Origin of the sequence: Pseudomonas sp. UMAB-40, assembly GCF_900095275.1 — a bacterium.
Taxonomy (GTDB): domain Bacteria; phylum Pseudomonadota; class Gammaproteobacteria; order Pseudomonadales; family Pseudomonadaceae; genus Aquipseudomonas; species Aquipseudomonas mandelii_B.
Genome location: NZ_LT607573.1, coordinates 84,359 through 110,500 on the forward strand (window position 1 = coordinate 84,359; position 26,142 = coordinate 110,500).

The 26,142-nt window shown below is 61.7% G+C and carries 22 protein-coding genes and 1 pseudogene; 8 read left to right on the top strand and 15 right to left on the bottom strand.

Translation table 11 applies throughout. The annotated features are described in order from the left end of the window. Positions 1-83: 83 nt before the first annotated feature. Positions 84-1,106 (bottom strand): protease SohB, encoded by a 1,023-nt coding sequence (sohB, locus tag K0F88_RS26830; protein WP_219097233.1) that lies wholly within the window; start codon positions 1,104-1,106, stop codon positions 84-86. 204 nt (positions 1,107-1,310) lie between these two features. Between sohB and K0F88_RS26835 the strand changes: the two genes are divergently transcribed. From K0F88_RS26835 to K0F88_RS26845, 3 genes are all read left to right on the top strand, one after another. Beyond that, positions 1,311-2,021, top strand: a complete 711-nt coding sequence (locus tag K0F88_RS26835; protein WP_219097234.1) for a histidine phosphatase family protein — start codon at positions 1,311-1,313, stop codon at positions 2,019-2,021. A gap of 64 nt (positions 2,022-2,085) precedes the next feature. After that, entirely contained in the window at positions 2,086-2,400 is a 315-nt protein-coding gene (locus K0F88_RS26840) for an SCP2 sterol-binding domain-containing protein (protein ID WP_046062064.1), read from the top strand. A gap of 294 nt (positions 2,401-2,694) precedes the next feature. Beyond that, positions 2,695-4,542: an amidohydrolase gene (locus K0F88_RS26845; protein WP_219097276.1), complete on the top strand. Its 1,848-nt coding sequence runs from the start codon at positions 2,695-2,697 to the stop codon at positions 4,540-4,542. A 144-nt stretch (positions 4,543-4,686) separates the two neighbouring features. Here the strand turns inward: K0F88_RS26845 and K0F88_RS26850 are convergent, their stop codons facing one another. Continuing rightward, positions 4,687-7,317 carry a glucosidase gene (locus K0F88_RS26850; RefSeq protein WP_219097235.1) on the bottom strand — a complete coding sequence of 877 codons (2,631 nt, stop codon included), beginning with the start codon at positions 7,315-7,317 and terminating at the stop codon, positions 4,687-4,689. Positions 7,318-7,575: 258 nt separating this feature from the next. On the opposite strand from K0F88_RS26850, the gene K0F88_RS26855 reads away from it, so the two are divergent. The 3 genes from K0F88_RS26855 (at position 7,576) to K0F88_RS26865 (ending at position 10,773) form a co-directional block, all read left to right on the top strand. Beyond that, positions 7,576-8,439 carry a LysR family transcriptional regulator gene (locus K0F88_RS26855; RefSeq protein WP_219097236.1) on the top strand — a complete coding sequence of 288 codons (864 nt, stop codon included), beginning with the start codon at positions 7,576-7,578 and terminating at the stop codon, positions 8,437-8,439. Between the two features lie 100 nt (positions 8,440-8,539). Beyond that, positions 8,540-9,685: an SRPBCC family protein gene (locus K0F88_RS26860; protein ID WP_219097237.1), complete on the top strand. Its 1,146-nt coding sequence runs from the start codon at positions 8,540-8,542 to the stop codon at positions 9,683-9,685. Then, positions 9,682-10,773 carry an SMP-30/gluconolactonase/LRE family protein gene (locus tag K0F88_RS26865; protein WP_219097238.1) on the top strand — a complete coding sequence of 364 codons (1,092 nt, stop codon included), beginning with the start codon at positions 9,682-9,684 and terminating at the stop codon, positions 10,771-10,773. The genes K0F88_RS26860 and K0F88_RS26865 overlap by 4 nt, the downstream gene beginning before the upstream one ends. 113 nt (positions 10,774-10,886) lie before the next feature. Here K0F88_RS26865 and K0F88_RS26870 read toward each other — a convergent pair whose 3' ends face one another. Together K0F88_RS26870 and K0F88_RS26875 are read right to left on the bottom strand one after the other, a co-directional pair. Further along, a complete protein-coding gene (locus K0F88_RS26870; RefSeq protein ID WP_219097239.1) occupies positions 10,887-11,129 on the bottom strand; it encodes a hypothetical protein in 243 nt (80 codons plus the stop codon). Positions 11,130-11,240: 111 nt separating this feature from the next. Next, positions 11,241-11,483: a hypothetical protein gene (locus tag K0F88_RS26875; protein WP_219097240.1), complete on the bottom strand. Its 243-nt coding sequence runs from the start codon at positions 11,481-11,483 to the stop codon at positions 11,241-11,243. 219 nt (positions 11,484-11,702) lie between these two features. Here K0F88_RS26875 and K0F88_RS26880 point away from each other — a divergent pair, with 219 nt between their 5' ends. Beyond that, complete coding sequence (locus K0F88_RS26880; protein ID WP_219097241.1) at positions 11,703-12,224, top strand: DUF4142 domain-containing protein; 522 nt, start codon at positions 11,703-11,705, stop codon at positions 12,222-12,224. Between the two features lie 55 nt (positions 12,225-12,279). Here the strand turns inward: K0F88_RS26880 and K0F88_RS26885 are convergent, their stop codons facing one another. Beyond that, positions 12,280-12,552: a hypothetical protein gene (locus K0F88_RS26885; RefSeq protein WP_219097277.1), complete on the bottom strand. Its 273-nt coding sequence runs from the start codon at positions 12,550-12,552 to the stop codon at positions 12,280-12,282. 88 nt (positions 12,553-12,640) lie between these two features. Between K0F88_RS26885 and K0F88_RS26890 the strand changes: the two genes are divergently transcribed. Then, complete coding sequence (locus K0F88_RS26890; protein ID WP_219097281.1) at positions 12,641-12,832, top strand: hypothetical protein; 192 nt, start codon at positions 12,641-12,643, stop codon at positions 12,830-12,832. Between the two features lie 97 nt (positions 12,833-12,929). Here the strand turns inward: K0F88_RS26890 and K0F88_RS26895 are convergent, their stop codons facing one another. From K0F88_RS26895 to lexA, 10 genes and pseudogenes are all read right to left on the bottom strand, one after another. Then, positions 12,930-15,560: an excinuclease ABC subunit UvrA gene (locus K0F88_RS26895; protein ID WP_219097242.1), complete on the bottom strand. Its 2,631-nt coding sequence runs from the start codon at positions 15,558-15,560 to the stop codon at positions 12,930-12,932. Positions 15,561-15,746: 186 nt separating this feature from the next. Beyond that, entirely contained in the window at positions 15,747-17,858 is a 2,112-nt protein-coding gene (locus K0F88_RS26900; protein WP_219097243.1) for a PAS domain-containing sensor histidine kinase, read from the bottom strand. Positions 17,859-18,072: 214 nt separating this feature from the next. Beyond that, positions 18,073-18,192: pseudogene (locus K0F88_RS26905) on the bottom strand (GntR family transcriptional regulator); the annotation flags it as partial. A 114-nt stretch (positions 18,193-18,306) separates the two neighbouring features. Then, a complete protein-coding gene (locus tag K0F88_RS26910) occupies positions 18,307-18,966 on the bottom strand; it encodes a DUF799 domain-containing protein (RefSeq protein WP_219097244.1) in 660 nt (219 codons plus the stop codon). Next, entirely contained in the window at positions 18,963-19,304 is a 342-nt protein-coding gene (locus tag K0F88_RS26915; RefSeq protein WP_257605360.1) for a DUF4810 domain-containing protein, read from the bottom strand. The genes K0F88_RS26910 and K0F88_RS26915 overlap by 4 nt, the downstream gene beginning before the upstream one ends. A gap of 60 nt (positions 19,305-19,364) precedes the next feature. Continuing rightward, positions 19,365-20,039 carry a CsgG/HfaB family protein gene (locus K0F88_RS26920; RefSeq protein WP_162179691.1) on the bottom strand — a complete coding sequence of 225 codons (675 nt, stop codon included), beginning with the start codon at positions 20,037-20,039 and terminating at the stop codon, positions 19,365-19,367. A gap of 338 nt (positions 20,040-20,377) precedes the next feature. Then, complete coding sequence (locus tag K0F88_RS26925; protein WP_257605357.1) at positions 20,378-23,455, bottom strand: error-prone DNA polymerase; 3,078 nt, start codon at positions 23,453-23,455, stop codon at positions 20,378-20,380. After that, positions 23,452-24,867 carry a DNA polymerase Y family protein gene (locus tag K0F88_RS26930; RefSeq protein WP_219097247.1) on the bottom strand — a complete coding sequence of 472 codons (1,416 nt, stop codon included), beginning with the start codon at positions 24,865-24,867 and terminating at the stop codon, positions 23,452-23,454. Before K0F88_RS26930 ends, K0F88_RS26925 begins: the two co-directional genes overlap by 4 nt. Before the next feature lie 7 nt (positions 24,868-24,874). Continuing rightward, positions 24,875-25,492, bottom strand: a complete 618-nt coding sequence (gene imuA, locus K0F88_RS26935) for a translesion DNA synthesis-associated protein ImuA (protein WP_219097248.1) — start codon at positions 25,490-25,492, stop codon at positions 24,875-24,877. Then, positions 25,492-26,109, bottom strand: a complete 618-nt coding sequence (gene lexA, locus K0F88_RS26940) for a transcriptional repressor LexA (RefSeq protein WP_219097249.1) — start codon at positions 26,107-26,109, stop codon at positions 25,492-25,494. The genes imuA and lexA overlap by 1 nt, the downstream gene beginning before the upstream one ends. Positions 26,110-26,142: the final 33 nt, after the last annotated feature.

A 26,142-nucleotide genomic window follows, 5' to 3' on the forward strand; every position in this document is an offset into this window, starting at 1 on the left:
TCTAAAAGTGCTACATATATACCGCCATAAAAAAACGGTCGCTTTCACTGCAAGACAATGAAAGCGACCGTTAATTTAAAGTGTTACCAGAAGCGTTGCTGAGTCAACCGGCTCCACCAGCTCAACAGGACGCGATCGACCGACCCGCTGGCCGCCATGCCGATGCGCTCTTGCAGGCTTTTGCGTTCGGCGTAATGCAGGTGGTACAGCTCGGACTTCTTCGCCCGTTCAGCGAGGTATTCGTCACTGGTCTTGAGTTCGTCCACCAGTTGCTTGTCCAGCGCGGCGATGCCGAGCCAGATTTCACCGGTCGCGACCTCGTCGATGGCCAGTTGCGGGCGATAACGCGAGACGAAGTTCTTGAACAGCTGATGCGTGATGTCCAGGTCTTCCTGAAACTTCTCGCGGCCTTTCTCGGTGTTTTCGCCAAACACGGTCAAGGTGCGCTTGTATTCGCCAGCGGTCAGGACTTCGAAGTCGATGTCGTGCTTTTTCAGCAAGCGATTGACGTTAGGCAACTGCGCCACGACGCCGATCGAGCCCAGAATTGCGAACGGGGCGCTGATAATCTTCTCGCCGATGCACGCCATCATGTAGCCACCGCTGGCCGCGACCTTGTCGATGCAGATGGTCAACGGCACGCCCGCGTCGCGGATGCGCGCCAGTTGCGAGGACGCCAGGCCGTAGCTGTGAACCATGCCGCCGCCGCTTTCCAGACGCAGCACCACTTCGTCTTTGGGCGTCGCCAACGTCAACAGCGCAGTGATCTCGTGGCGCAGGCTTTCAGTGGCCGATGCCTTGATGTCGCCGTCGAAATCCAGCACGAACACCCGCGGCTTGGCTTCGGGTTTCTTCTTTTGCTTTTTATCGGTTTTAGCCTGGGACTTGCGCAAGGCCTTGAGCTGGTCCTTGTCGAGCAAGGTTTGCTCCAGGCGTTCGCGCAGCCCTTTGTAGAAATCATTCAGCTTGCTGACCTGCAACTGGCCGGCCGATTTGCGCCGACCTTTGCTGCGCAGCGCCGCGAAACTGGCCAGGACCACCAGAATGGCGATCACCAGTGTCACGGTCTTGGCCAGGAAACTGGCGTACTCGGACAAAAACTCCACAGTGACTCCTTCAAAACGATGCGCGGCTTAAAACACGCGCGGGACAACGCCAGCATACCCATGGTCCGCCTCGGCGGCCAGCCGTGAAACCTCTGGCAACAGGCCTGTAACGGGCATTTCAAACAAGCGTATGTTTTTTCATTGACAGCTCACTGTCATCCTCATAACCTCGCCAAACCTTCAACGTACCGGGATGACGCGGACGTGGGCAGCATCTATCTGATTCGACATGGCCAGGCCTCCTTTGGTGCAGACGACTATGACGTCCTGTCGCCGACCGGTGTTCGCCAGGCAGAAATCCTCGGCCAGCACCTCGCCGAGCTGGGTGTCAGCTTCGACCGCTGCCTGTCGGGCGACCTGCGCCGCCAGCAGCATACGGCCACCAGCGCGCTGGAACAGTTCGCTGCCGTGGGCCTGCCAGTGCCGACCCTGGAAATCGATTCCGCCTTCAACGAATTCGACGCCGACGCGGTGATCCGCGCGCTGCTGCCGGCCATGCTGGAGGATGAACCCGAAGCCCTGGACATCCTGCGCAATGCCGCGCAAAACCGTGCTGAGTTCCAGCGCATCTTCGCCCTGATCATCGAGCGCTGGCTCGCCGGCACCTATGACACGCCGGGCCTGGAAAGCTGGCTTGGGTTTGTCGAACGCGTGCAGGCCGGTCTTCACCGCATTCTCGAAAGCGCCGACAACACCCAGAAAATCGCCGTGTTCACCTCCGGCGGCACCATCACTGCCCTGCTCCACCTCATTACTCAGATGCCGGCAAGGCAGGCATTTGAACTGAACTGGCAAATCGTCAACACCTCGCTCAACCTGCTGAAGTTTCGCGGTCGCGAGGTGGCACTGTCTTCTTTCAACAGTCATGCGCACTTGCAGCTGTTGAAGGCACCGGAACTCATCACGTTTCGCTGAGTCCGGACTATTGTGACCCTGGCTGTAATCACCCAGCTCTAATTACCCAAGAAAGGATCGAACCATGACCTCCGTAGCTGATGCCGTACAAGCAATGAAAGCCAAGTTCAACCCAGCCGCCGCTGCCGGTCTGGACCTGGTATTCGGTTTCCGCATCGACGACACCAAGAACTTCTCGCTGGTCGTCAAAGACAGCACCTGTGAGCTGCAAGAAGGCGAAAACCCAGACGCCCAGGTCACTCTGGTGATGGACGGCGAAACCCTGCAAGGCATCGTCGACGGTTCGACCGACGGCATGCAAGCGTTCATGGGCGGCAAACTGCGCGCTGAAGGCGACATGATGCTGGCCATGAAACTGTCCGAGCTGTTCCCAAGCTAAGACGGTGGTTCCCCGCTTCGGGAACCTCCCTGGTTGCAAACGAATCCCGCCCCTTGTGGCGGGATTCGTCGTTTTCCGCCCCCGGAAATCGGCTACCTGTGGATTTGCGGTCTATATTCCTTCTGGCCGCATGCGTCAGACATCGGCTGTTTGCCCCCCAGACAAATTGCGCGGAGCACTGCCATGAGCCCACCTGACGAGCACGAAGGTTTCAACCGCCGACGTGTACTGCAAGGTCTTTCGGCAGGCGCCGTCGGTGCCTGGATCAGCCCGCTCATCGCAGGGAGTAAAACCATGCCCGACACCCCGGCCGACCTCATTCTGTACAACGGACGCCTGCACACCGTCGATCGCAAGAAACCCCAGGCCAGTGCCGTCGCGATCAAGGACGGACGCTTCGTGGTGGTCGGCAGCGACGCCCAGGCCATGGCCCTGCAAGGCCCCGGCACAAAGATCGTCGACTTGCACGGGCGCACGGTAATTCCCGGCCTCAACGACTCGCACCTGCACCTGATCCGCGGTGGCTTGAATTACAACCTCGAACTGCGCTGGGAAGGTGTACCGTCGCTGGTCGATGCATTGCGCATGCTCAAGGACCAGGCTGACCGCACGCCCACGCCGCAATGGGTGCGGGTGGTCGGTGGCTGGAATGAATTCCAGTTCGCCGAGAAACGCTTGCCGACGATTGATGAACTGAACAAGGCCGCACCCGACACCCCGGTGTTCGTGCTGCACCTCTACGACCGCGCCCTGCTCAACCGTGCGGCGTTGAAAGTGGTCGGTTATACCCGCGACACGCCGAACCCGCCGGGCGGAGAAATCCAGCGGGACGCCAACGGTGATCCCACCGGCATGCTGATCGCCCGCCCGAACGCCATGATTCTCTACTCGACCCTGGCCAAGGGACCGAAGTTGCCGCTTGAATATCAGGTCAACTCGACCCGCCAGTTCATGCGCGAACTCAATCGCCTCGGCGTGACCAGCGCCATCGATGCCGGCGGCGGTTATCAGAATTACCCGGACGACTATCAAGTCATCCAGCAACTGGCCAAAGACCAACAGCTCACCGTGCGCATCGCCTACAACCTGTTCACGCAGAAACCCAAGGAAGAGCTGAGCGACTTCAAAAACTGGACCAGCACCTCCCATTACGGCCAGGGCGACGATTTCCTGCGGCACAACGGTGCCGGGGAAATGCTGGTGTTTTCGGCGGCAGACTTCGAAGACTTCCTCGAACCACGCCCGGACTTGCCGCAAACCATGGAGCAGGAGCTGGAACCGGTGGTGCGCCACCTCGTCGAGCAGCGCTGGCCATTCCGCCTGCATGCCACTTACAACGAATCCATCAGCCGCATGCTCGACGTGTTCGAGAAGGTCAATCGCGATATTCCGTTCGACGGTTTGCCGTGGTTTTTCGATCATGCGGAAACCATCACCCCGCAGAACATCGAGCGGGTCAAAGCCTTGGGCGGCGGCATCGCCATTCAGGATCGCATGGCCTTCCAGGGCGAATACTTCGTCGACCGCTATGGCGCCAAAGCCGCTGAACACACGCCGCCGATCGCGCGCATGCTCGCCGAAGGCATTCCGGTGGGTGCCGGCACCGATGCCACACGGGTGTCCAGCTACAACCCCTGGACGTCGATGTATTGGCTGGTCAGCGGCCGCACCGTTGGCGGACTGGAGCTGTACCCGCAAGGTTTGAGCCGCGATACGGCGCTGGAACTGTTCACCCACGGCAGCGCCTGGTTTTCTTCCGAGCAAGGCAAAAAAGGCCAGATCAAGGTCGGGCAACTGGCGGATCTGATTGCGCTGTCGGCAGACTACTTCCACATCGACGATGAAGCGATCAAATGGATCGAGTCGGTGCTGACCATTGTCGACGGCAAGATCGTCTACGGCAGCGTCGAGTTCGAAAAACTCGGGCCGCCACCGATTCCTGTGGTCCCCGAGTGGTCGCCCGTCGCCAAGGTGCCGGGCCACTGGAAGCCTGTGGCACCACTGACGGCGCAGGTGCATCAATGCGTCGGCGCGTGTGCGGTGCATGCGCACAGCCATGAGCGGGCGCGATTGTCGTCAGCGCCGGTCAGTGACTTTCAGGGATTTTGGGGTGCGTTTGGCTGTTCCTGTTTCGCGTTTTGAACAAAGACCTCGCCAACACCGACCATCTCCCTGTGGGAGTGAGCCTGCTCGCGATGACGGTGTGTCATTCAACATCGATGTCGCCTGAAATTACGCCATCGCGAGCAGGCGCACTCCCACAGGGGGGCTGCGTCGGGTGGGGAATCAAGGCTGCAACAACAATGCAATCAGCGCGCTCCATCCCGTCTGATGGCTGGCCCCCAATCCGCGTCCGGTTTCCCCATGAAAATACTCATGAAACAGCACCAGATCGCGGCTCGCCGGGTCCGCCTGCAAATGCGGATACGCCGCCATTGACGGCCGATTGCCCTCTTCATCGCGAAGCACAAGCCGGGTCAGTCGTTGACTCAGACTGTCGGCCACCTCTTCCAGGGAAGCCAGAAACCCTGACCCCGTCGGGTATTCCACCGAAAAGTTCTGATCGTAATAGCGATGAAACTCGCGCAGGGATTCGATCAGCATGTAGTTGATCGGCATCCACACCGGCCCACGCCAATTGGAGTTGCCGCCGTACAGGCACGATTCCGATTCTGCCGGTTCGTAATGGGCACAGAGTCGCTCGCCATTGATTTGCAGCCCGAATGGCTGTTCGGCGAAGGCTTTGGACAGTGAACGAATGCCGAACCCGGAGAGGAACTCGTTTTCATCGAGCATGCGTTTGAGCAGGTTCTTGGTCCGTTCGCCACGCAACAGCGCCAGCAGCATCCGGTTGCCTTCCCCAGGTTCAGTCCAGCGTGACACCAGGCTGGCGAGGTCCGGGCGGTGCCGCATGAAACCGAGCAGTCGCTCACGCAGGCCGGGTAACCCTTCATGCTCGTGCTGCTCCAACACCTGCACGGCGAACAGCGGCATCAGGCCAACGATCGAGCGCAAGCGCAGCGGTTCATTCACACCCTCGGGGCGATGCAGGACGTCGTAGAAGAACTGATCCTGTTCGTCCCACAAGCCTTCGGCATCGGAGTCGACCCGGTTGATGGCCCCGGCGATATAGAGGAAGTGCTCAAAGAACTTCACCGCAATATCGACGTACACCGCATTACGCTTGGCCAGTTCCAAAGCGATGCGCATCAGGTCCAGCGCATAGGCGGCGACCCACGCCGTGCCGTCGGCCTGGTCGAGCTGATAGCCGGGCGGCAACAGCGCCGAGCGGTCGAACAGCGCAATGTTGTCCAGCCCCAGAAAACCGCCCTGGAACAGGTTGCGGCCTTCGGCGTCCTTGCGATTGACCCACCAGGAAAAATTCAGCAGCAGTTTGTGGAAGATCCGCTCGAGGAAATCCATGTCCCCGGTTCCGTTCAGCGCCTTGTCCTGCTGATACACACGCCAACAGGCCCAGGCGTGCACCGGAGGGTTGGCGTCGTCGAAACGCCACTCGTAGGCCGGCAACTGGCCGTTGGGGTGCATGAAGCGGTCTTTGACCAGCAGCAACAATTGATGCTTGGCAAACCCGGGGTCAATCAGCGCGAAAGCCACTGCCTGAAAACCCAGGTCCCACGAGGCGTACCACGGATAATCCCAGGTGTCAGGCATGGAAACGATGTCGAAATTCGACAGGTGGCGCCAATGCGTGTTGCGAATATGCGCACGCCCGGATGGCGGTGAAGGTTGAGCCGGATCGCCGTCGAGCCACTGATTGACGTCGAAGTAATACAGCTGTTTCGACCAGAGCAATCCGGCCAGCGCTTGACGCTGAACGTTGCGCGCATCCGCATCTCCGATGCCGGATTGCAGGGCCGCGTAAAAATCATCGGCTTCGCTGCGACGCCGTTCGAACAGGGCTTTGGCGTTGACCCGAACCGCGCCGGTCGGCGCAAAACGCACGTAGACGCATCGGCTTTGGCCGGCTTCAAAATTCAGGGTGAAGTGCGCCGCCACCCGGGTTCCAGCATCATGGCGGATCGCATCGCTGTCGCCTGCGACCAGAAAATCATTGATGCCGTCCTTGAATGGCCCCTTCGCCGCCACGCCATCGAGTTTGGGGAAGTTGCTCTCGTTGTTGCAGAACAGCCATTGGCAGTCTTCTTCGCCCCAGGCGCTGACCTGCCGGTCGGGGAGTTGTGGATGTCGGGCCAGGACCTCATCGCCGTTCAGCATGAGGCTCGGGCGCTGCCCGTCCGCCGTCCAGCTCCAGGTGTTGCGCGCCCAGAGCTGCGGCAACACGTGGAGCCGTGCCGGCTGATCGGACCGGTTATGCACGGTGACGCGCATGAAGAGGTCATCGGCCGCGTGTTTGGCGTACTCAACCGTCACGTCGAAATAGCGGTTGTCCTCGAACACGCCGGTGTCGAGGATTTCGTACTCGGCGTCCGCCAGTCCACGGCGGGCGTTTTCGGCCACGAGGTCGGCATAGGGAAATTCGGCCTGCGGGTATTTGTAGAGCATGCGCATGTAGGCATGGCTTGGCACGCCATCGACGTAGAAATACAGCTCTTTGACGTCCTCGCCGTGATTGCCCTCGGCATTGTTCAAGCCAAACAGGCGCTCTTTGAGAATCGGGTCGCGCTCGTTCCACAGGCCCAGCCCCAGGCACCAGTGCTGAGCCTTGTCGCAAAACCCGGCAAGCCCATCCTCGCCCCATCGATAGGCTCGGCTGCGGGCATGATCATGGGGAAAATAGCGCCACGCATCGCCATCGGCGCTGTAGTCCTCACGCACCGTGCCCCATTGGCGTTCGCTCAAGTACGGCCCCCACGCGCGCCAGGCCTCGGCGTCGCGGCCGGCCAGGCGTTTGCCTTCAACCGTATCGAGGATGTTTGCTGCGTGCTTTGCCGTCATGGGGGGCGCCGTTGGGCCAGAGACGGTTGCAGTGTAGTGCCTTCACACGCCGCATAACTGAACACACGCTGTCGCAGCAACCAAGTCCCCTGTGGGAGCGAGCTTGCTCGCGATGGCGGACTTACATTCAACATCGATTTTGAATGTGATGCCCTCATCGCGAGCAAGCTCGCTCCCACAGGGACCTCGGCAGTTGCTACATGAACCGGACTGGCAGGATCCGTTTACAATGCCCACACCTCCCGCACCGGCCGCCCCATGGACATCGATCTCGCTCGCACCTTTCTGGAAATTGTCCGCCACGGCAGTCTTGCCGCCGCCGCTGAAAAACTCCACGTCACCCAGACCGCAATCACGGCGCGTGTGCAAAAACTCGAGAGCCAGCTGGGCAGCACGTTGTTTGTGCGCAACCGTGCCGGTGCGCGGCTGACGCCCAATGGCGAGGCCTTTGTGGTGTACGCCAATCAACTGGTCGAGACCTGGGAAGCCGCGCGCCGGGACTTGCCGTTGCCCGACGGTTACCGCGATGTGCTGCACATTGGCGGCGAGGTCAGTCTGTGCAATCCGCTGATGCTCAGTTGGGCCGGTGAACTGCGCGAGAAGATTCCCAGCCACGCCTTGCGCATGGAAATCCGCGACGGCGAGAACCTGCTGCGCCAACTGGAACTGGGGGTGCTGGACGCGGCGCTGGTCTATCAGCCCGAATACTGGCCGCGCCTGCAAGTCGAACAGATCCTCGAAGAAAAACTCATTCTGGTACGCCTCGCCGGGCGGCCCGATCCTTACGTGTACATCGACTGGGGCCCGGATTTCCGCCGTCAGCACGATGCCGCCCTGCCGGAAAAAGCCAAGGCCGCCCTGAGCTTCAACCTCGGGCCGCTGGCCCTGCAATACATTCTGGAAAACGGCGGCAGCGGCTACTTCCGTACACGCGTGGTGCAAAGCTACCTCGAAAGCGGCGTACTGGAGCCCGTGCCCAAAGCCCCGGAATTCAGTTACCCGACCTACCTGGTTTACTCGCGCGATCGCGACTCGGCGACTCTGCAACGGGCCTTCGATTTATTGCGTGAAGTGATCAAGACCGACGACGACTGGTCCCAACGCTGGAACCCGCTGACCTGAATACACCGGATCATGGCGCTTGTGTCATCCAGCTTTGCTCAAGCTTGCGCGGGCAGATCAGCTAATCTGCTGGTGATAACAATAAGCAGAGGTGAACGCAGTGAGGCAGACCACCCAGGCATTTCGCGACCGCTATCGCGCTGACATCCATCCGCGCTACAACCCATGGCTTCATGGGGCCTTTGTGCTGCTGTTCGGCGTGCTGGCCATCGGTGGGTTCTGGAGCACCGTGCATCAGGTCCGGCCGCTGCAATGGCTGACGGTGCCGTTGACGCTGTTATTCTTCAACTTCGGCGTGTACCTGGTGCATCGGCACCTGGGGCATCACAAAAAGAGCTTCGCGCGGATGTTCTACGCCCGCCATGCCGGCGACCATCACAGCTTTTTCGCCCCCGGCCACATGACCTATGACAGCGCTCGAGACTGGCGGGTGATTCTGTTTCCTGCCTGGCTGATCGTGGTCCACACCGTCGTCTTCACCCTGCCCGTCTGGTGGCTGCTCAAGCAGGTCGATGCCAACGTCGCCGGGTTGTTTGGCGGCTGTTTGGTCCTTGGGTACCTGATGTACGAGGTGTTTCATGCCTGCGAGCATTTGCCGCCGGACAACCCGGTCACGCGTCTGCCGTGGATCCGCCAGATGCGCCGCCTGCATGAACTGCATCACCGCCGCGAGCTGATGCAGGAACGCAATTTCAATATCGTGTTTCCGCTGATGGACTACCTGTTCGGCACCCTGTACTGGGAGCCGGAGCCTGCCCCCCTGCCCCTGACGAGAACGACCATGACCCGCATGCAGCACCAGATCGCTATCGCTGGAACTCCGATTGACGTGCTCGCCTATGCCAGCACCGTCACCCGTTGGCCGGAGTGGCATCCGTCGTCTCTGAAGGTCCAGGGGCAAAGTGGGCCGCTGCATGCCGGCCTGCGGTTCGAGGAGGACATCCTTGCCGGTGGCCGCACGGGGCACTTGAGCTGGGAGGTCAACGAATACCTGCCAGGGCGCCGCTGGAGTGCCTGGGCGCGGGGTGATCACGGGTTGTCGCTGGTCGTGACCTACGAATGCGAGGTGCAGGGCGAAGGCACGCGCTTTGTGCGGACGCTGGAGTATCAGTTTTCGGGCCTGGCGATGCGCGTCACCAATCGATTGCTGCTCAAGCGACGTATCGAGCGTGAGTCCGCGGCATCGATGCTGGCGTTGCGCGACATGGCGCAGAAAAACCTGAATCCGGCAGGAGTCAGCGTGTGAGAAGCACCTTAAGGTTTCGCCATCTGTTGTGGCTGCTGATCATTGTCCTGGGGGCTTTTCTGTTGTTGTTTCCGACCAAGGTTCGGCCGGTGGCCTGGACGCCGCCGCCGGCGCCTTCCCTGACCAGCGGGGTGTATGCCGACAATCAGCGGCTCAAAGGGGTGGAGCGTGTCGGCCCGGCGGACATCGAAGGGCCCGAGGCGCTGCTGCTGGAAGATAACGTGCTCATCACCGGGCTGCACGACGGCCGCCTGATCCGCACCAGCCTCGACGGCAAGGACACCAAAGTGCTGGCCGATACCGGCGGCCGGCCTCTGGGCCTGGCACGGCACCCGAACGGGTTGTTGGTGATCGCTGACGGCGTCAAGGGTTTGCTGTCCCTGGATGCCCAGGGCCGGTTGATCCCGCTGACGACCGCGGCCAGCGGCGTGCCCTTCGGGTTTACCGATGACGTCGCCATCGACAAATCCGGGCACTACGCCTATTTCAGCGACGCGTCCAGCCGCTGGGGCTACGGCAAGGATGGCGAGGCGATCATCGAGCACGGTGGTGACGGCCGTTTGTTGCGCTATGACTTCCAGACCGGCAAGACAACGGTGTTGCTGGACACGCTGGAGTTTGCCAACGGCGTGACGCTGGGGCCTGACGACAGCTTTGTGCTGGTCAACGAAACCGGCGCTTACCGTATCACCCGCTTCTGGTTGAGCGGGCCGAACGCCGGAACCCACGATGTGTTTATCGACAATCTGCCGGGTCTGCCGGACAACCTCGCGTTCAATGGCCGCGACCGCTTCTGGGTGGCGCTCTACGCACCGCGCAATGCATTGCTCGACGCCACGGCACAGCACCCGTTCGTGCGCAAAATGATTGTTCGGGCATTGACGGTACTGCCCAAACCCATGGAAAAGCGTGCCTTTGCACTGGGTCTGGACTTGGACGGCAAGGTGATTGCCAACCTGCAAGATGCGAGCACAGGTAATTACTCGCCGATCACGACAGTGCGCGAATATGGGGACTGGTTGTACCTGGGATCGCTGAAGGCAAAAAACATGGCGCGCCTACCCCTAAACACCGCCCTCCAGAAATAAAGCACAAACCCTGTGGGAGCGGGCTTGCCCGCGATGGCTGCGACACTGTCAACATTGCCGTGTCAGGTAATCCGCCATCGCGGGCAAGCCCGCTCCCACGGTTTTTTGTGTGATCAGCGGGGATCCGTCTCGCTATCGCGCACGGCGTTGTCCGTCTCTTCAAGCACCCGCTCAGGGTCCATCGCGGTGGTGTCGTCCTCATCCAGCGGGCGCACACCTTCGTTGTCTGGCAATTCGTCGATGCCCGGCTCGTCTTCGGGGTTGACCGTCGTGCGGCCGGGGCTTAGCGGTTCAGGATGGGTCGGGATGGGGTCGTACCCGCCCTGCTCTTCACTTGGAAATTTGGGCTCATTCATAAGGCACCTCGCAAGGAGTCGAAAAGGTCGGACTCTGATCTTTCGAGGTGCCGGTTTTAATCACCGTTCCAATTTTTCACTCACCGGTTGTCGGTGGGTGGGCAAGGCGCATCAGGATGGCGTCTGGAGCCGTTCAACGATCTGATTCTTGACCAGCACACGCTTCTCCTTGAGCTTCTTCAGTGCGTCATCACTGGGCGCATCCGATTGTGCGGTTTCAGCCTTTACGACCTCGGCGTCCGCTTGCGAATACTGATTAAGTAATGAGTCCAGTCGAGAATCCTTGGAGCGTTTTTGCTGGATATCTTCCTTTGAAAGTTTCAGGTCCTGACAAATATCGTGTGGCACCGGCATGGAACACCTCCGTTTGTTGATCGATAGCAAACGCGATCAATTGCGTTCACCAACTATCAGAATGGCCTCGGTTGGCCGGTTCTGTCGACCGCCTATCAGACCAGCGGTGCCCGTTCGTCGTCCTGGCGCAAACCCGATAAAACCTTTGCCCGAGCGCCTGCCTCCATTGCATAACGATCACCTCGATCGCTAACCTGAACCCTGTGTGGAGAATGACCAATGGACGGATTCACCCTGCGCCATCTCGCCCTGGCTGTCGCCTTGAGCACCAGCATGGGCACAGCTTTTGCCGCCACTTCCAATGACTTTGTCGACAACGCAGCCGCCGGTGGCATTGCGGAAATCGAGACCAGCCGTCTGGCGCTGGAAAAAAGCTCATCGGCCGACATCAAGGCATTCGCCAACATGATGATCACCGATCATTCCAAGGCCAACGATGAACTGGCGGCCCTGGCGAAAAAGAATGACATCGAGGTGCCGGACGAGACGACGCTGGTCAAACAGGCCAAGGAAAAAATCCTCGACATGCGGGACGAGTCCTTCGACGCGGCCTACGCCGATAATCAGGTGAAGGCCCACGAAGACACGATCAAGCTGTTCGAAAAACAGGCCAACACGGTGACGGACGACAAGGTCAAAGGCGCCACCGAGCTGAAAGGCTTCGCACAAAAAATGCTGCCGGCGCTGGAAAAACACCTGGAGATGGCGAAAAAGCTCCAGGCGGCCCACCCCAGTAAATAACGCGCAAAAAAGAAGGCCGCATCGATTGATGCGGCCTTTTTGCATGCTGGCTGAACTAGCCGCCATCGGTATCGATGTCGGCATCCGTGTCATCGCCGGGTTTGGGCCGGTCCGGATTCGGCTTGAAACCGGGGCTGAACTCATTGTCATTGTCGGTGTGGTGATTCTTCTGATCCACCGCCGCATCGGCGCTTTGCGAGCCGGTGGTTTGGCTCTGACGCTGCCCCTCTGGCGCGCCCTCGCCTGGCGTCTGCGGGTCAATCGCCGGGTCATTGCGGTCCATCGGCGCCCCCGATTGATCCTGTCGTTGTGTCGATTCGTCTTTCATACGCACCTCGCTCATGACGGCCAGCCCGCGATTCAAACAGCCGGGGCCTTGAAGGTTCGAAGCCATCCCTGGACAGGGGTTCAATCCAATGGGTGGCCTATCGCCGTCGACGGCAGTGCCGGGATGGCGTGAAGGTTTGCCGATCCTGTTCATGTCTGGCTACGCGGAGAACGCAATCAACCGCCAGGTGTTCCTCGGTGATGGCATGGAAATGCTGATCAAGCCGTTTCAGATCAATGAGCTGCTGGACAAGGTCAGGCGCACGATCGACTGCGCCTGACACCGAATCTATAGGAGCGAGGCTTGCCCGCGAAGAACGATAACCGGTTTTGTCTGACTGACCGCAGCGCCCAATTCGCGGGCAAGCCTCGCTCCTACTAGTTAAGGGTCCGGGCCAGGAACGGCGCCGTCCGGCTTTTCTTGCTCCTGGCGACTTTCTGCGGCGTGCCGGCAACGACAATCTTGCCGCCCTGATCCCCCGCCCCCGGCCCGATATCAATCACCCAGTCACTCTGCGCGACCACGCGCATTTCATGCTCCACCACAATCACCGTGTGCCCCGCCGCGACCAGCGTATTCAGCTGTTCGAGCAGCCGGTCAACGTCCCGCGGATGCAAACCGGTGGTCGGTTCATCGAGCACATACAAGGTCGCCCCGCGCTGGTTACGTTGTAGTTCGGTCGCCAGTTTGATGCGCTGGGCTTCGCCACCCGAGAGCTCCGTGGCCGGCTGACCGAGGCGCAGATAGCCCAGGCCGATGTCGCGCAGCACTTCCAGCGAACGGCGAATGCCCGGTTGCTCGGCGAACACCTCGACCGCTTGGTCCACCGTCAACTGCAAGACCTGCGCAATGTTCAGACCTTGCCAGATGATCGCCAGCGTCTCGGGGTTGTAGCGGGCGCCGTGACACGTCGGACACGGTGCATAGACGCTGGGCATGAACAGCAACTCAACGCTGACAAACCCCTCGCCTTCGCACGTCGGGCAACGGCCCTTGGCGACGTTGAAAGAAAACTGCCCGGCATCGTAGCCCTCGGCCTGCGCCTGTGGGGTGGCGGCGTACAATTTGCGCACGTTGTCGAACAGCCCGGTGTAGGTCGCCAGGTTCGAGCGCGGCGTGCGGCCGATGGGTTTCTGATCGACCTGCACCAGGCGCTTGATCGATTCCAGACCGGCCGTGACCTGGCCGCCGCTGACTTGCGGCGCATCGTCCTCAAGGCTCAACTCTTCGGGCTCGCTGGCACTGGTTCCGCGCCCAAGATGGGCACCGACCAATTCCAGCAAGGCCTGACTGACCAGGCTTGATTTGCCGGAACCGGAAACCCCGGTCACCGAGGTAAAACAGCCCAAGGGAAACTCGACGCTGAGGTCGTTCAGGTTATTGCGCGTAATGCCTTCCAGGCGAAGCCAATCGGTCGGTTTGCGGCCGGTCCTGGTTTCAGTGATCTGCTCGGCGAACAGGTAGGCGCGGGTCTGGGAGTCCTTGATGTCCTCCAGTCCCTTGGGCGGACCGCTGTAGAGGATCCGACCGCCATGCTCACCCGCCGCCGGGCCGACATCGATCAGCCAGTCGGCACGGCGCATGGTTTCCAGATCGTGCTCAACCACAAACAGGGTGTTGCCGGCAGCCTTCAAGCGTTGCAGCGCTTCGAACAGCGCTTCCCCATCGGCCGGGTGCAGACCGGCCGACGGCTCATCCAGCACGTAGATCACGCCGAACAACTGCGAACCCAATTGAGTGGCCAGGCGCAGCCGCTGCAACTCGCCGGACGACAGCGTCGGCGTGCTGCGCTCCAGGGCCAGATAACCAAGACCCAGGTCGGTCAAAGTGCTGACCCGTTCCAGTAAATCCTGGGCGATCCGTTGCGCGGCCAGGCGTTTCTCCACTGACAGGTTAGGCGTATGCCGCACATCCGGCGCGTTGGCATGGCCGCTGGCGCCGTGGGCCACGCGCTGTTCACGGGCCTCGCGGGTCTGGCGGTGAGTCAACACCTCGCCCGCTTCATCGGCCTGTTCCAGGTAACTGTGGGCCGCCACCGGCCTGAGCACCTCGGCCACTTGCAGCAACGGCATCTGCGACAGCTCGCCGATGTCGTAGCCGGCGAAGGTCACCGACAACGCCTCGCGTTTGAGCCGTTTGCCGTCGCACAACGGGCAAGGGCTGCCGAGCATGAATTGGGCGACGCGCTTCTTCATCAGCGCACTTTGCGAGTGGCTGAACGTGTGCAAGATGTAGCGCCGGGCACCGGTGAAGGTGCCCTGGTAGCTGGGCTCCATTTTGCGTTTGAGCGCAACTCTGGTTTCTTCCGGGGTGAGCCCGGCATAGACCGGGACGGTCGGTGTTTCCTCGGTGAAGAGGATCCATTCACGCTGTTTTTTCGGCAGATCGCGCCAGGGTTTATCGACGTCGTAGCCCATCGTCACCAGGATGTCGCGCAGGTTCTGCCCCTGCCACGCCGTGGGCCAGGAAGCCACTGCGCGCTGGCGGATGGTCAGGCTCGGGTCCGGGACCATCAAGGCTTCGGTGACTTCATACACCCGGCCCAGGCCATGGCATTCGGGGCAGGCGCCCTGAGGCGTGTTGGGCGAGAAGTCCTCGGCGTACAGCATCGGCTGCCCCGGCGGATAACTGCCGGCCCGGGAGTACAGCATGCGGATCAGGCTCGACAGCGTCGTCACGCTGCCCACCGAAGACCGCGTACTCGCCGTGCCGCGCTGTTGTTGCAGGGCCACGGCCGGTGGCAGGCCTTCGATGGAATCCACGTCCGGCACACCGACCTGATCGATCAGCCGCCGCGCGTAGGGCGCCACGGATTCGAAATAGCGGCGCTGCGCTTCGGCGTACAGCGTGGAAAACGCCAGCGACGACTTGCCCGACCCCGAGACGCCGGTGAACACCACCAGGGCATCCCGTGGAATGTCGACGTCAATGTTCTTGAGATTGTGTTCCCGGGCACCGCGTACCCTGACCATGCCGGAAGGAGGATTGGAGGTACGCGTTGAAGTCATCGGGAGCCCTTGAATAAATAACTGAAAAAAAACAACTCCCCTGTGGGAGCAGGCACTGTGGAGCGGGGATTTATCCCCGTTGGACTGCGCAGCAGTCCCATTTTCAGGGGCCGCTTCGCGACCCAACGGGGATAAATCCCCTCGCTACGGGCTCGCTCACAGGGGATAGTCCCACAATGGATGTGGTCAGCCGCTGAGGACGGTGCGGATCATGTGTGTCAGGGCTTCGGGCCCATAAGGTTTGCTCAGCAGATGGGTATCAGGGCTGAGCTGGTGATTGCGCGAAATAATGTCCCGGGTGTGGCCGGAGGTAAACAGCACCGCCACCGGGGGATTTTGTACCTTGGCCCAAGCTGCCAGGTCCGAGCTTTTGATCAGGCCGGGCATGACCACATCGGTGAAAATCAGGTTCACCGCTACGCCATCCAGCAACATCTGCATCGCCTGGTCACCGTTGGCCGCGGTCATGACCTGATAGCCATCCTCGCTCAGCAACTCCACCGCCGAGCTGCGCACCGCTTCGTTGTCCTCGACCACCAGAATGGTTTCGTGCCCGCCCTGTCGGGGTGAATCACGTAATGTTGTTTCAATGGGCAACGCACGCAAGCTGCGCGGGAAGTAAAGCTGCACCCGAGTGCCCTGCCCGACGACGCTGGAGATCTCGACGTGCCCGCCGCTCTGTTTGACGAAACCGAACACCATGCTCAGTCCCAACCCCGTGCCCTGACCGTCGGCCTTGGTGGTGAAAAACGGCTCGAACGCCTGCCCGAGCACTTCGGGCGACATACCGGCGCCGGTGTCGGCCACCGCGACACGCACATAATCGCCCGCCGCGATGCCCTTGCCGGCACAGAATTTACGATCGAGCGCTACATTCCCGGCACTCAGCTCAATGGTCCCTTCGCCCTGCATGGCGTCACGGGCATTGATCGCCAGGTTGAGAATGGCGTTTTCCAACTGGTTGCGATCGACGTTGATGTACCAAGGTTCTTGCGGCACCTGCACATCGATCTGGATGGTTTCCCCCAGCGCCCGTTGCAACAGCTCACCCAGCCCTTCGAATATCAGTTGTGGGTCGCATACCGCTGGCGACAACGGTTGGCGGCGGGCAAACGCGAGCAATTGCGAAGACAGTTTGGCGCCGCGCTCGACGGCCGCAATCGATGCACTGACCCGGCGCTGCACGTTGGCGTTGTCCGGTTCATGCCGCGCCAGCAAGTGCAGGTTGCCGGCGATCACCTGCAGCAGGTTATTGAAGTCGTGGGCTACGCCGCCGGTGAGGCCGCCGATGGCTTCGAGCTTCTGCGACTGGCGCAGTTGCTCTTCAGCCGCCAGCCGCGCATCGACTTCGTCGGCTACGCGCTGCTCCAGGTTGCGGGTGAATTTGAGCAAAGATTCTTCGGCGATCTTGCGTTCGTGAATATCGATCAACACGCCGGGGAAGCGGAAGGGTTCGCCCTGCTCGTTGAACTCGCAGCACCCACTGGCCTGCACCCACAGATAGCTGCCGTCGGGGCGCAAGACCCGGTACTCGGCGTTGAAGGGCTCGCCGGATGCCACTGACTGACTGACCCGTTCCTGGACCCAGCTGCGGTCGTCGGGATGAATCCGCGCTTCTGCGATGTCAGTGGGCAGGTCGGCCAGGTTCTGCCCGGTCGGGTAGGAGAACGTCCGGGCGAAGCGCTCGTCACCGGACAGCACGTTGCCCTTGATGTCCCAGACGAACGAGCCAAGCAACGCCCCGGCATTGAGCGCCAGGCGCACGCGCTCGTTGTCGGCGCGATACGCGTCTTCGGCTTCCTGGCGCCGGCGTTCGGAGATTACATATTCAGTGGTTTCAACGACCATCGCCATGACCCCGCCGGGGCGCCCTTCATCATCGGCGACCGGGCTGTAATAGAGGTCCAGCCAGACGTCCTCGGGGACCCCGTCGCGCAGCAATTCCAGCTCTTTATTGCGATAGGACAAAGTGCCGCCCGCCAGGCAGGTATCCACCACATGTCGATTGAACTCGGCCACTTCCGGCCAGCCCAGCTCCACCGGAACCCCCAGCAGGTAAGGATGGCGGCCACCGGCAAACGTCGAGTACGCATCGTTATAGATCATGTAGCCCTCGCGCCCCCAGAGCATCACCATCGGCAATGGCGACGCGAGCATCAGCCGAACCGTGCTGCACAGACTGGCGGGCCAGGTGTCGATGCCTCCAAGCTCAGTCTGGCTCCAGTCGAACGCGCGGATGCGCCCGGCCATTTCACCGTTCCAGCCGGCACACCCGTGGCTATCAGATAGAAACTGCATCGACTGGCTCTTTGTCTCTGTGAGTGGCTGACATGCGGGATCGCTGCGCGAGGACGACGCGTGCCCGTTTGTTTCGAGCATCGCCGACGCCAATGGTTTCATATGAGGTTAGCCGATTCTAGATCTGCGGATTTGTTGGGGTGGCCAGACAAAGAACCCTGTAGCAGCTGCCGAGCAGCGCGAGGCAGCTGCTACAGAAATCAGCGAGGCATCATTAAACCTCGATCAGATGCTTGAGCGGGTGGTAGCCGGTTTTGAGTGTGGCGGCGACGTCGAGGATCGCCTTCTCGATGCCATTCAAATGCATGCAGGTCAGTTCGATCGCTGATCGTTCCTACGCTCTGCGTGGGAATGCAGCAAGGGCCGCTCTGCGTCCCAAAAGCGGACGCGGAGCGTCCGGGGATGCATTCCCACGCGGAGCGTGGGAACGATCTCAAACAGACCGGGTTCAATCAGTACCGTATTTCGGCGAACGCGGTCCGTACAGCAACCCCGCCGGTTGCCCTGCCGACAGCAGCCGTGTACTGGCCACACCGGCAATCGGGTGACCGGCGTCGGTGGAGCTATTGATCACTTGCTTGACCGCTGCCGTAATCAGCATGCCAACCAAACCACCGCCACCGTTGTTGCCGCCCTCTTCGCTCGATGCCCGGGCCGAGCCGGTCCACAGGGTGGTGCCGCTCTTGAGGTCTACCAGTTTCGCGGTGGCGGTCACCACGGTTTCGCTGCTGATGATCATGTAGCGCGTGCCGTAGTCCGTCACGGTGATGTACAACCCCGCATCGGCACCGAAGATTTCCTGCAGCTTGTTGGCCGGTGCCTGGTGAATGTCCGCCGGTGTGGTCAGGCCATTCTGGCGGAATGTCTCATCGACCAGGGTGATCGGCAGCACGTAGTAACCGGCTTCTGCCAACGGGTACGTGACCTGCGACAACATGCTGTAGGACGCCTTGACGTCCGGCGAGTTGTTCAGCGGCGGCAGCACCAGAATGGTTTTCGGACGAGCTTGCTTGTAAGCCGAATAGTCCACGGTCTTGGGGCTGACACAGCCACCGAGCACAGCCAGCGCCAGCAGCCCGGCCATCAGTTTCAATGAATGCGCGATCATTGGGTGTCTCCGGTCTTGGCGTTTTTAAGCAGAAAATCCATGTACGGCGTCGACTCGGGAAACAGGGTTTTCTCGGTCCTGAACTGCTGCACCATCTGATCGTCCTTGCCCATGCTCAGGTACAACAGACCCAGGTGAGCGTGATAGCCAGGCGGCGGCGTCTTGCCGGTGGACTTGATCTTCTGCAGGTCGCGTTCCAGCGCTTCGGCCTGAGCTTCCTTGGGTTCTTCACCCTTGAAGTACTCGTAGACTTCCGGCTGGTAGCTTTCCCACTGGTAAAGGGTTTTCGGGCCGGCGCAACCGCCCAACAGGCCGCTGACCAGCAATGTCGACGCCATCAGCGCCCACGACACATATGTCTTGAACATGCTTTTACCGCTCCTTGTCATCAACCTTGATCAGTTACCCGGTTTCCATGCCCCGGCGTTCATCCCGTCCACCAGGCGATTGATCGCCTCGCGCATGGCCAGGTCGAGCACTTTGCCGTTGAGGGTCGAATCGTAGGCAGCCGTGCCGCCGAAGCCGATGACTTCACGGTTGGACAAGGCGTACTCGCCAGCGCCCTGGGTCGAATAAACCACTTCGGAGGTGCTGATGTTGACGATGTTCAGGTTGACCTTGGCGTAGGCCACCTGGGTCTTGGCGCGGCCGAGAATGCCGAACAGCTGGTGGTCGCCGGTTTCTTTGCGGCCGAACTCGGTGACATCACCGGTGACCACAAAGTCAGCACCCTTGAGGCGCTGGGACTGGCCCTTGATCGCGGCTTCCTGCTGGATCTCGCCCATGTTGTCGCGGTCCAGCACGCTGAAGCGGTTGGTTTGCTGCAAGTGAGTGATCAGGATGGTCTTGGCCTGACCGCCGAGGCGATCGACGCCGTCGGAGAAAATCCCGCGCATGTAGCTCGAACGGTTGTCGAACTTGCCGACTGCCATGGGCACACGAACACCGGCATACGCCACGCTGGCGCTTTCGACTTTTGCGACCGGCAAGGCGCGCGAGCTTTCCGTGGCGCAACCGGCCATGCTGCCCAAAAGGGCAATCGCTGCCGCCGACACCAACATCCGAGAGATCATTCTCACTGTGCATTCCTTCTGAAAAAACGGTTTATCCCGGCACGGCCATAGCCAACCGCTGCGGGTTGCAGCGGCGAAAAAGCGAGGGGGAATCAAATCGATAATCGACGTGCGGGACGTCGGCGGCCGGCATTATGCCAAAGTGCCATCACTGATAACAGTATTTAATTTTTATTGGCGTCAATGCATTGGCTGACGCGATCGTTCCCATGCTCTGCGTGGGAGTGCCTCCCGTGACGCTCTGCGTCACAGCTGGGACGCGGAGCGTCCATGGCTGCATTCCCACGCGCAGCGTGGGAACGATCAGTGTGATCAGTGGGGTTGTGCATGACTGAGAATCAGCGGAAATCGCGGCTGCGCACGCTGATGCCATCCAGCAAAGGACTCAGGTCGCTCAAGCGTCCGGCAATCAGGTGTCGCACCTCGCCTTCCTTTTCCCAGCGGCCATCGACCTTGAGCAACTGCGAGCCGACCAAAACCTTTCGCTGCCGATCAGCCAGATCGCGCCAGACGATGACGTTGATGTTGCCGAATTCGTCTTCGAGGGTGACGAAGGTCACGCCACTGGCAGTGCCCGGCCGTTGCCGGCCGGTGACCAGCCCGGCGACGCTGACCGGTCGGCCGTGTTCGACCTCCATCAGCTCTTTCGAACTGCGGCAACGTCGGGCTTTCAATTCACCGCGCAGCAACGCCAGCGGATGTGGGCCCAGGGTGGTGCCGACACTGTTGTAGTCGGCCAGCAAGTCCTCGCCCACCGTCGGCTTGGGCAGATAGATCGCAGGTTCTTCCTGACTCGGCAGGCCGGCAAACAAACCAAGCTGTTTCTGCACCCCCGCCACTTCCCAGCGCGCCCGATGACGGTCACCGGCCAGCCCCCGCAGCGCACCGGCATCGGCCAGTTGCTCCTGGGCACGAGCATCGAGTCGCGCGCGCTCGCCCAGGTCGGCGATGTCGACAAATACACCCTTTGCCCTCGCCGCTTCGATGCGCCGGGCATCGTCCTCGCGAAAGCCCTTGATCATCCGCAGCCCCATGCGAATCGCCGGCTGCGCGCCGGTGATCGGTTCGAGGCTGCAATCCCACTCGCTGGCGCGCACGTCCACCGGGCGAATCTGCAAATGATGCCGGCGCGCGTCCTGCAGAATCTGGTCGGGGCTGTAGAACCCCATGGGCCAGCTGTTGATCAGCGCACAGGCGAAGGCCGCCGGCTCGTGGCACTTCAACCAGCAACTGGCGTAGGTCAGCAAGGCGAAACTGGCGGCGTGAGACTCAGGAAAGCCATAACTGCCGAAGCCTTTGATCTGCTCGAAGATCTGCGCGGCGAACTCGGCCGTGTAGCCGTTTTTCTTCATCCCGGCGGCCAGCCGATCCTTGTGCGGCTCCAGTCCGCCATGGCGTTTCCAGGCGGCCATGGAGCGACGCAACTGATCAGCCTCGCCGGGGCTGTAGTCGGCGGCGACAATCGCAATCTGCATCACCTGTTCCTGAAACAGCGGCACGCCCAGGGTGCGTTTGAGCACGACTTCCAGCGCCGGCGACGGGTAAACCTCGGGTTCCTCCTTGTTTCGCCGGCGCAGGTACGGATGCACCATCCCGCCCTGGATCGGCCCCGGACGGACGATCGCCACCTCGATCACCAGGTCATAGAAAGTCCGGGGCTTGAGCCTCGGCAGCATCGACATCTGTGCCCGGGATTCGATCTGAAACACGCCGATGGTGTCGGCACGGCCGATCATGTCGTAGGTTGGCGAGTCTTCGGCCGGAATCGTCGCCAGACTCAAGTCCAGATGGCGATGACGGCGCAGCAAATCAAAACAGCGGCGGATCGCACTGAGCATGCCCAAGGCCAGAATGTCCACCTTGAGCAGCCCCACCGCATCGAGATCGTCCTTGTCCCACTGGATGATGGTGCGCTCGGCCATGGCAGCGTTTTCCACCGGCACCAGGCTGTCCAGCGGCTGCTCGGAAATCACGAAGCCGCCGGGGTGCTGGGACAGGTGTCGGGGGAAACCGATCAGTTGCTGAGTCAAACTCAGCACCCGGCGCAGCACCGGGCTCTCGGGGTCGAAACCGCCTTCAAGCAGGCGTTCCACGGGGGGTGTTGCATCGCTCCAGTGACCACAGCAATCGGCCAGGGCGTTGATCTGGTCCGGCGGCAGACCCAGGGCCTTGGCCACGTCGCGCACCGCGCCGGCCGCGTGATAGGTGCTGACCACTGCCGTGAGTGCGGCGCGGGTCCGGCCATAACGCTGGAACACGTACTGCAAGACTTCTTCGCGGCGTTCGTGTTCGAAATCGACGTCGATGTCCGGTGGCTCATTGCGCTCTTTGGAGAGAAAGCGTTCGAACAACAGCGTGGTGCGATCCGGGTCGATTTCCGTGATGCCCAAGGCAAAACACACCGCCGAGTTCGCGGCAGAACCCCGGCCCTGACAGAGGATTTTCTGCTCACGGGCGAACCGCACAATGTCGTGCACCGTGAGGAAGTAGCTTTCATAGCCCAGCTCGGCGATCAGTTCCAGCTCCTTGTCGATCTGCACCAGCACCTTGGCTTGCGGACCGTCCGGCCAGCGCCACGCGATCCCCTCTTCGGTCAGATGCCGCAGCCAGGACGTGGCTGTCTGGCCTTCCGGCACCAGCTCGCGGGGATACTGATAACGCAACTGGCCGAGGTCGAACGTGCAACGCCGGGCGATGGTCAGCGTTTCATCGAGCAACGCTTGCGGGTAGATCGATTGCAGGGCATCGAGGCTGCGCACATGCCGCTCGCCGTTCGGATGCAACCGCAACCCGGCCTCGGCCACCGGCAGGTGATGACGGATCGCGGTCATGGTGTCCTGCAATGCCCGCCGCCCACGGGTGTGCATGTGCACATCGCCGCTGGCCAGCGCAGGAATCCGCAGTTCCCGCGCCAGGGTCAGCAGTGCGTCCAGTCGTCGGGTGTCGTCCTGCCCGCGATGCAACTGCACCGCCAGCCACAGGCCATCGGTGAACGTCTGTTTGAGCCAATGACCGCTGGCAAAATCATCGACCGTGTCCGGCACCCACAACGCCAGCAACCCCGGCATCGGCGCGCTGAAGTCCTCGCGCAGTACTTGGTAATGGCCTTTCTCCGTGCGCCGCCGCGCTCGGGTGATCAGCCGGCACAGGGTCTGGTAACCCTCAAGATTTTCCACCAGCAGCACCAGTTTCGGGCCGTTCTCGATGCGCATTTCGCTGCCGATAATCAGCGGCAGCTCCACGGACTTGGCCGCCTGCCAGGCGCGGACGATGCCGGCCAGGGTGCATTCATCGGTGATCGCCAGCGCTTGATAGCCGTGCTTTTTCGCCCGTTGAAACAGTTCCAGGGCACTGGAAGCACCGCGCTGGAAACTAAAGTTCGACAGGCAGTGCAACTCCGCATACCCGACGCTCATGCGAACCAGCCTTGCAGCCACAGCGGGCCGCCCTCGCCCACCGCGCGGTAGGCCCAGCCCTGCTGGCCGGAACGGGTTTCGATCAGGTAGTAATCGCGGCGCACGTCGTCGCCGTCCCACCAGCCGGACTCGATACGCTCCGGCCCCATTAGGATTCGCGTCGAGCCTTCGTGTACGGCCTGCGGCTCCGTCAGCAACCAGCCCGGACGCTGCACGCCCGCCAACCCCGCGCAGAGTTGGCTGTCGACCCGAGCCTGCCACGCGCACTCTGGCCGGTGATCGGCCTGGAAACGCAAGCCATGCACCGCGTCATCCCCGAGCCGTGCGCGCAAGCGTTCGCGCAGTTGCTCCCAGGGCAAGGACTGCTGCGGACGGTCGTCGAACAGTTCCTGACGTTGCGGGACGAAGCTTGGCAGGTCTTCGGCGCGCAGCCGGAAACCGCGCACCGGGGCCTCGACCTGCACCTGTTCCAGCCGTCCCCGGGCCAGTTCGAAGAGCATCGCCGAATCGCGCTCGGCGCTGAGCAGGCCGACCTTGATCACCGTGTCCGGCAAGCCGGCGTGTTCCAGGTGCAGGTCGAAACGCTGCACGCCACTGTCCCGGCCGCAGAGGAAGGCCGACAGATCGCCGGTCAAGCGACGCAATGGAAACAGCAGCGCCTGATGGGATTGCACATCGAAGTTGAGCTCGATGCGCACATCAAACCGGTCCGGCGGCAGGTAGAACGCCAGCGCCAGCCGCCGCTCGCCGAACAGCGCATCCAGGTGCTTGAGCACCTGCGCCTCGAACCGTCGCGCCAGGCTGTTGCGCGGCAACGCCTGAACCTGGCTCAAGGTGCGCAACCCCATGCGCGACAACGCCGTGGCCACGGCTGGTTCCAGGGCAATCCGGTCAACCGGCAATTGCCCCAGGTGATAGCGCAAGGCTTGATCGTCCGGCACCACCAAGCCGTCATACATATTGGCCAACACCCGCGCAGCCACCGGGTTGGGCGCGGCGACGATCCGATGCCGAAAGCCCAGTTCGCCGAGCTCGGCACGCAACCGCGCCTCGAACTGCGGCCAGGGCCCGAACAACCCAAGGCTGGATTCGATTTCAAACACCACGGCACGCGGGTAATGCACGCTGACCTGAGAGCTGAACCGGTAGGCCCACGCCGCCAGGAACTGTTGCCAGTGCTCGATCTCGGCGCCATCGTATTCGGCCGTGACAAAGCCTTTGCTCAAGGCTTGCGCAGCGGTCATCGACTGGCCCGGGCGCAAGCCCAGCGCCCGCGCCGAAGCGTTGACCGCTTGCAACACCCGACGCTGTGCCGGGCCGGTCAGTAGCGCCAACGGTTCATCGGGATCGGGGCGCTGACGCAGTACCGCGTCCAGCGCCAATTGCGGGAAGAGAATGCAGACCCAGCGCATGGCAACCTCAATGCCCCACGGGAAAGGCAATCGGTGCCGACCGCGCCAACCCGCCCCGACACTTGAGCACACGCAACTGCGCGGGCCTGGCATCGATGGCGATGCGCAGCGCCGCAGGCGAAGGGTTGATGGCTTCGTTGATCGAGCGATAGGCAAACGCCAGGGTCGAGCCGGTTTCGGCCGCCACCTGCAAGCGTCGCAGCGCCCGGTCATCGGCCCTGTGCGGCCAGCACAGCACCGCGCCGCAACTGCCTGAACGAAGGCATTGTTCCGCCGCCCACAGCGCATCGCGCTCGCTGGCCTGGATGATCGACAACTGGCGCAGATCGACCCCGGCGCTCTGCCAGGCCTGGGGATACGGCACGTAAGGCGGCGCCACCAGCACAATGCGTTCGCCCGCCGCCGACAGCCGCGCCAGGGCTGGCCACACCAGCTGCAACTCGCCAACACCCTGCCCGGCCAGGAGGATTTCAGTCAACGCCGCTTCCGGCCAGCCGCCGGAGGGCAACGCCGCGTCCAGCGCGGCATGCCCGGTGGGTTGCGGGCTGACAGCCGGTGGCGCAGGTCGGCCCTTCCAGACCTGGCCGCCATTGAACAGCGTATCCAGCGCAACGACGGCGCCCATCACCCTTGCCTCACCAGACCGCAGAACACCCCTTCGATGGCCAGGTCCTGATTGGCCTCGACGATGATCGGCTTATAGGCCGGGTTGCGTGGCAACAACCGGACAACGTCGCCAACCCGCTCGAAACGCTTGATGGTGACTTCGCCGTCAAGCCGCGCCACCACGACCTGGCCGTTGAACGCTTCGGGATTGCGGTGCACGCCCACCAGATCGCCGTCAAGAATACCGTCCTCGATCATCGAGTCGCCCTGGACCCGCAGCATGTAGTCCGGCACTCGCGAGAAGATCGACGGGTCGAGCAGCAAGCGGCTGTGCACTTCGGCATCAGCACCGATCGGCGCACCCGCTGCGACCCGCCCGAGCACCGGGATGTCCAGCAACTCGGGCCGCGCCGGTTGCCCGAGCAAACGAATGCCCCGGGCCTGATGCGGATTGACCTCGATGAACCCGGCCTCGGTCAGCGCCAGCACATGCTTGCGCGCCACGCTGCGGGAGGCAAAACCAAACGCCTCGCTGATTTCAGCGAGGCTCGGGGACTGACCTTGCTCCGCGATTCGATCACGGATAAAGGTCAGGATGGCGGTACGGCGGGGGGTTAAAGTCGTCATGGAGTACATTTGTACTCTTTCGGCATTTTCCTGGCAAGGACC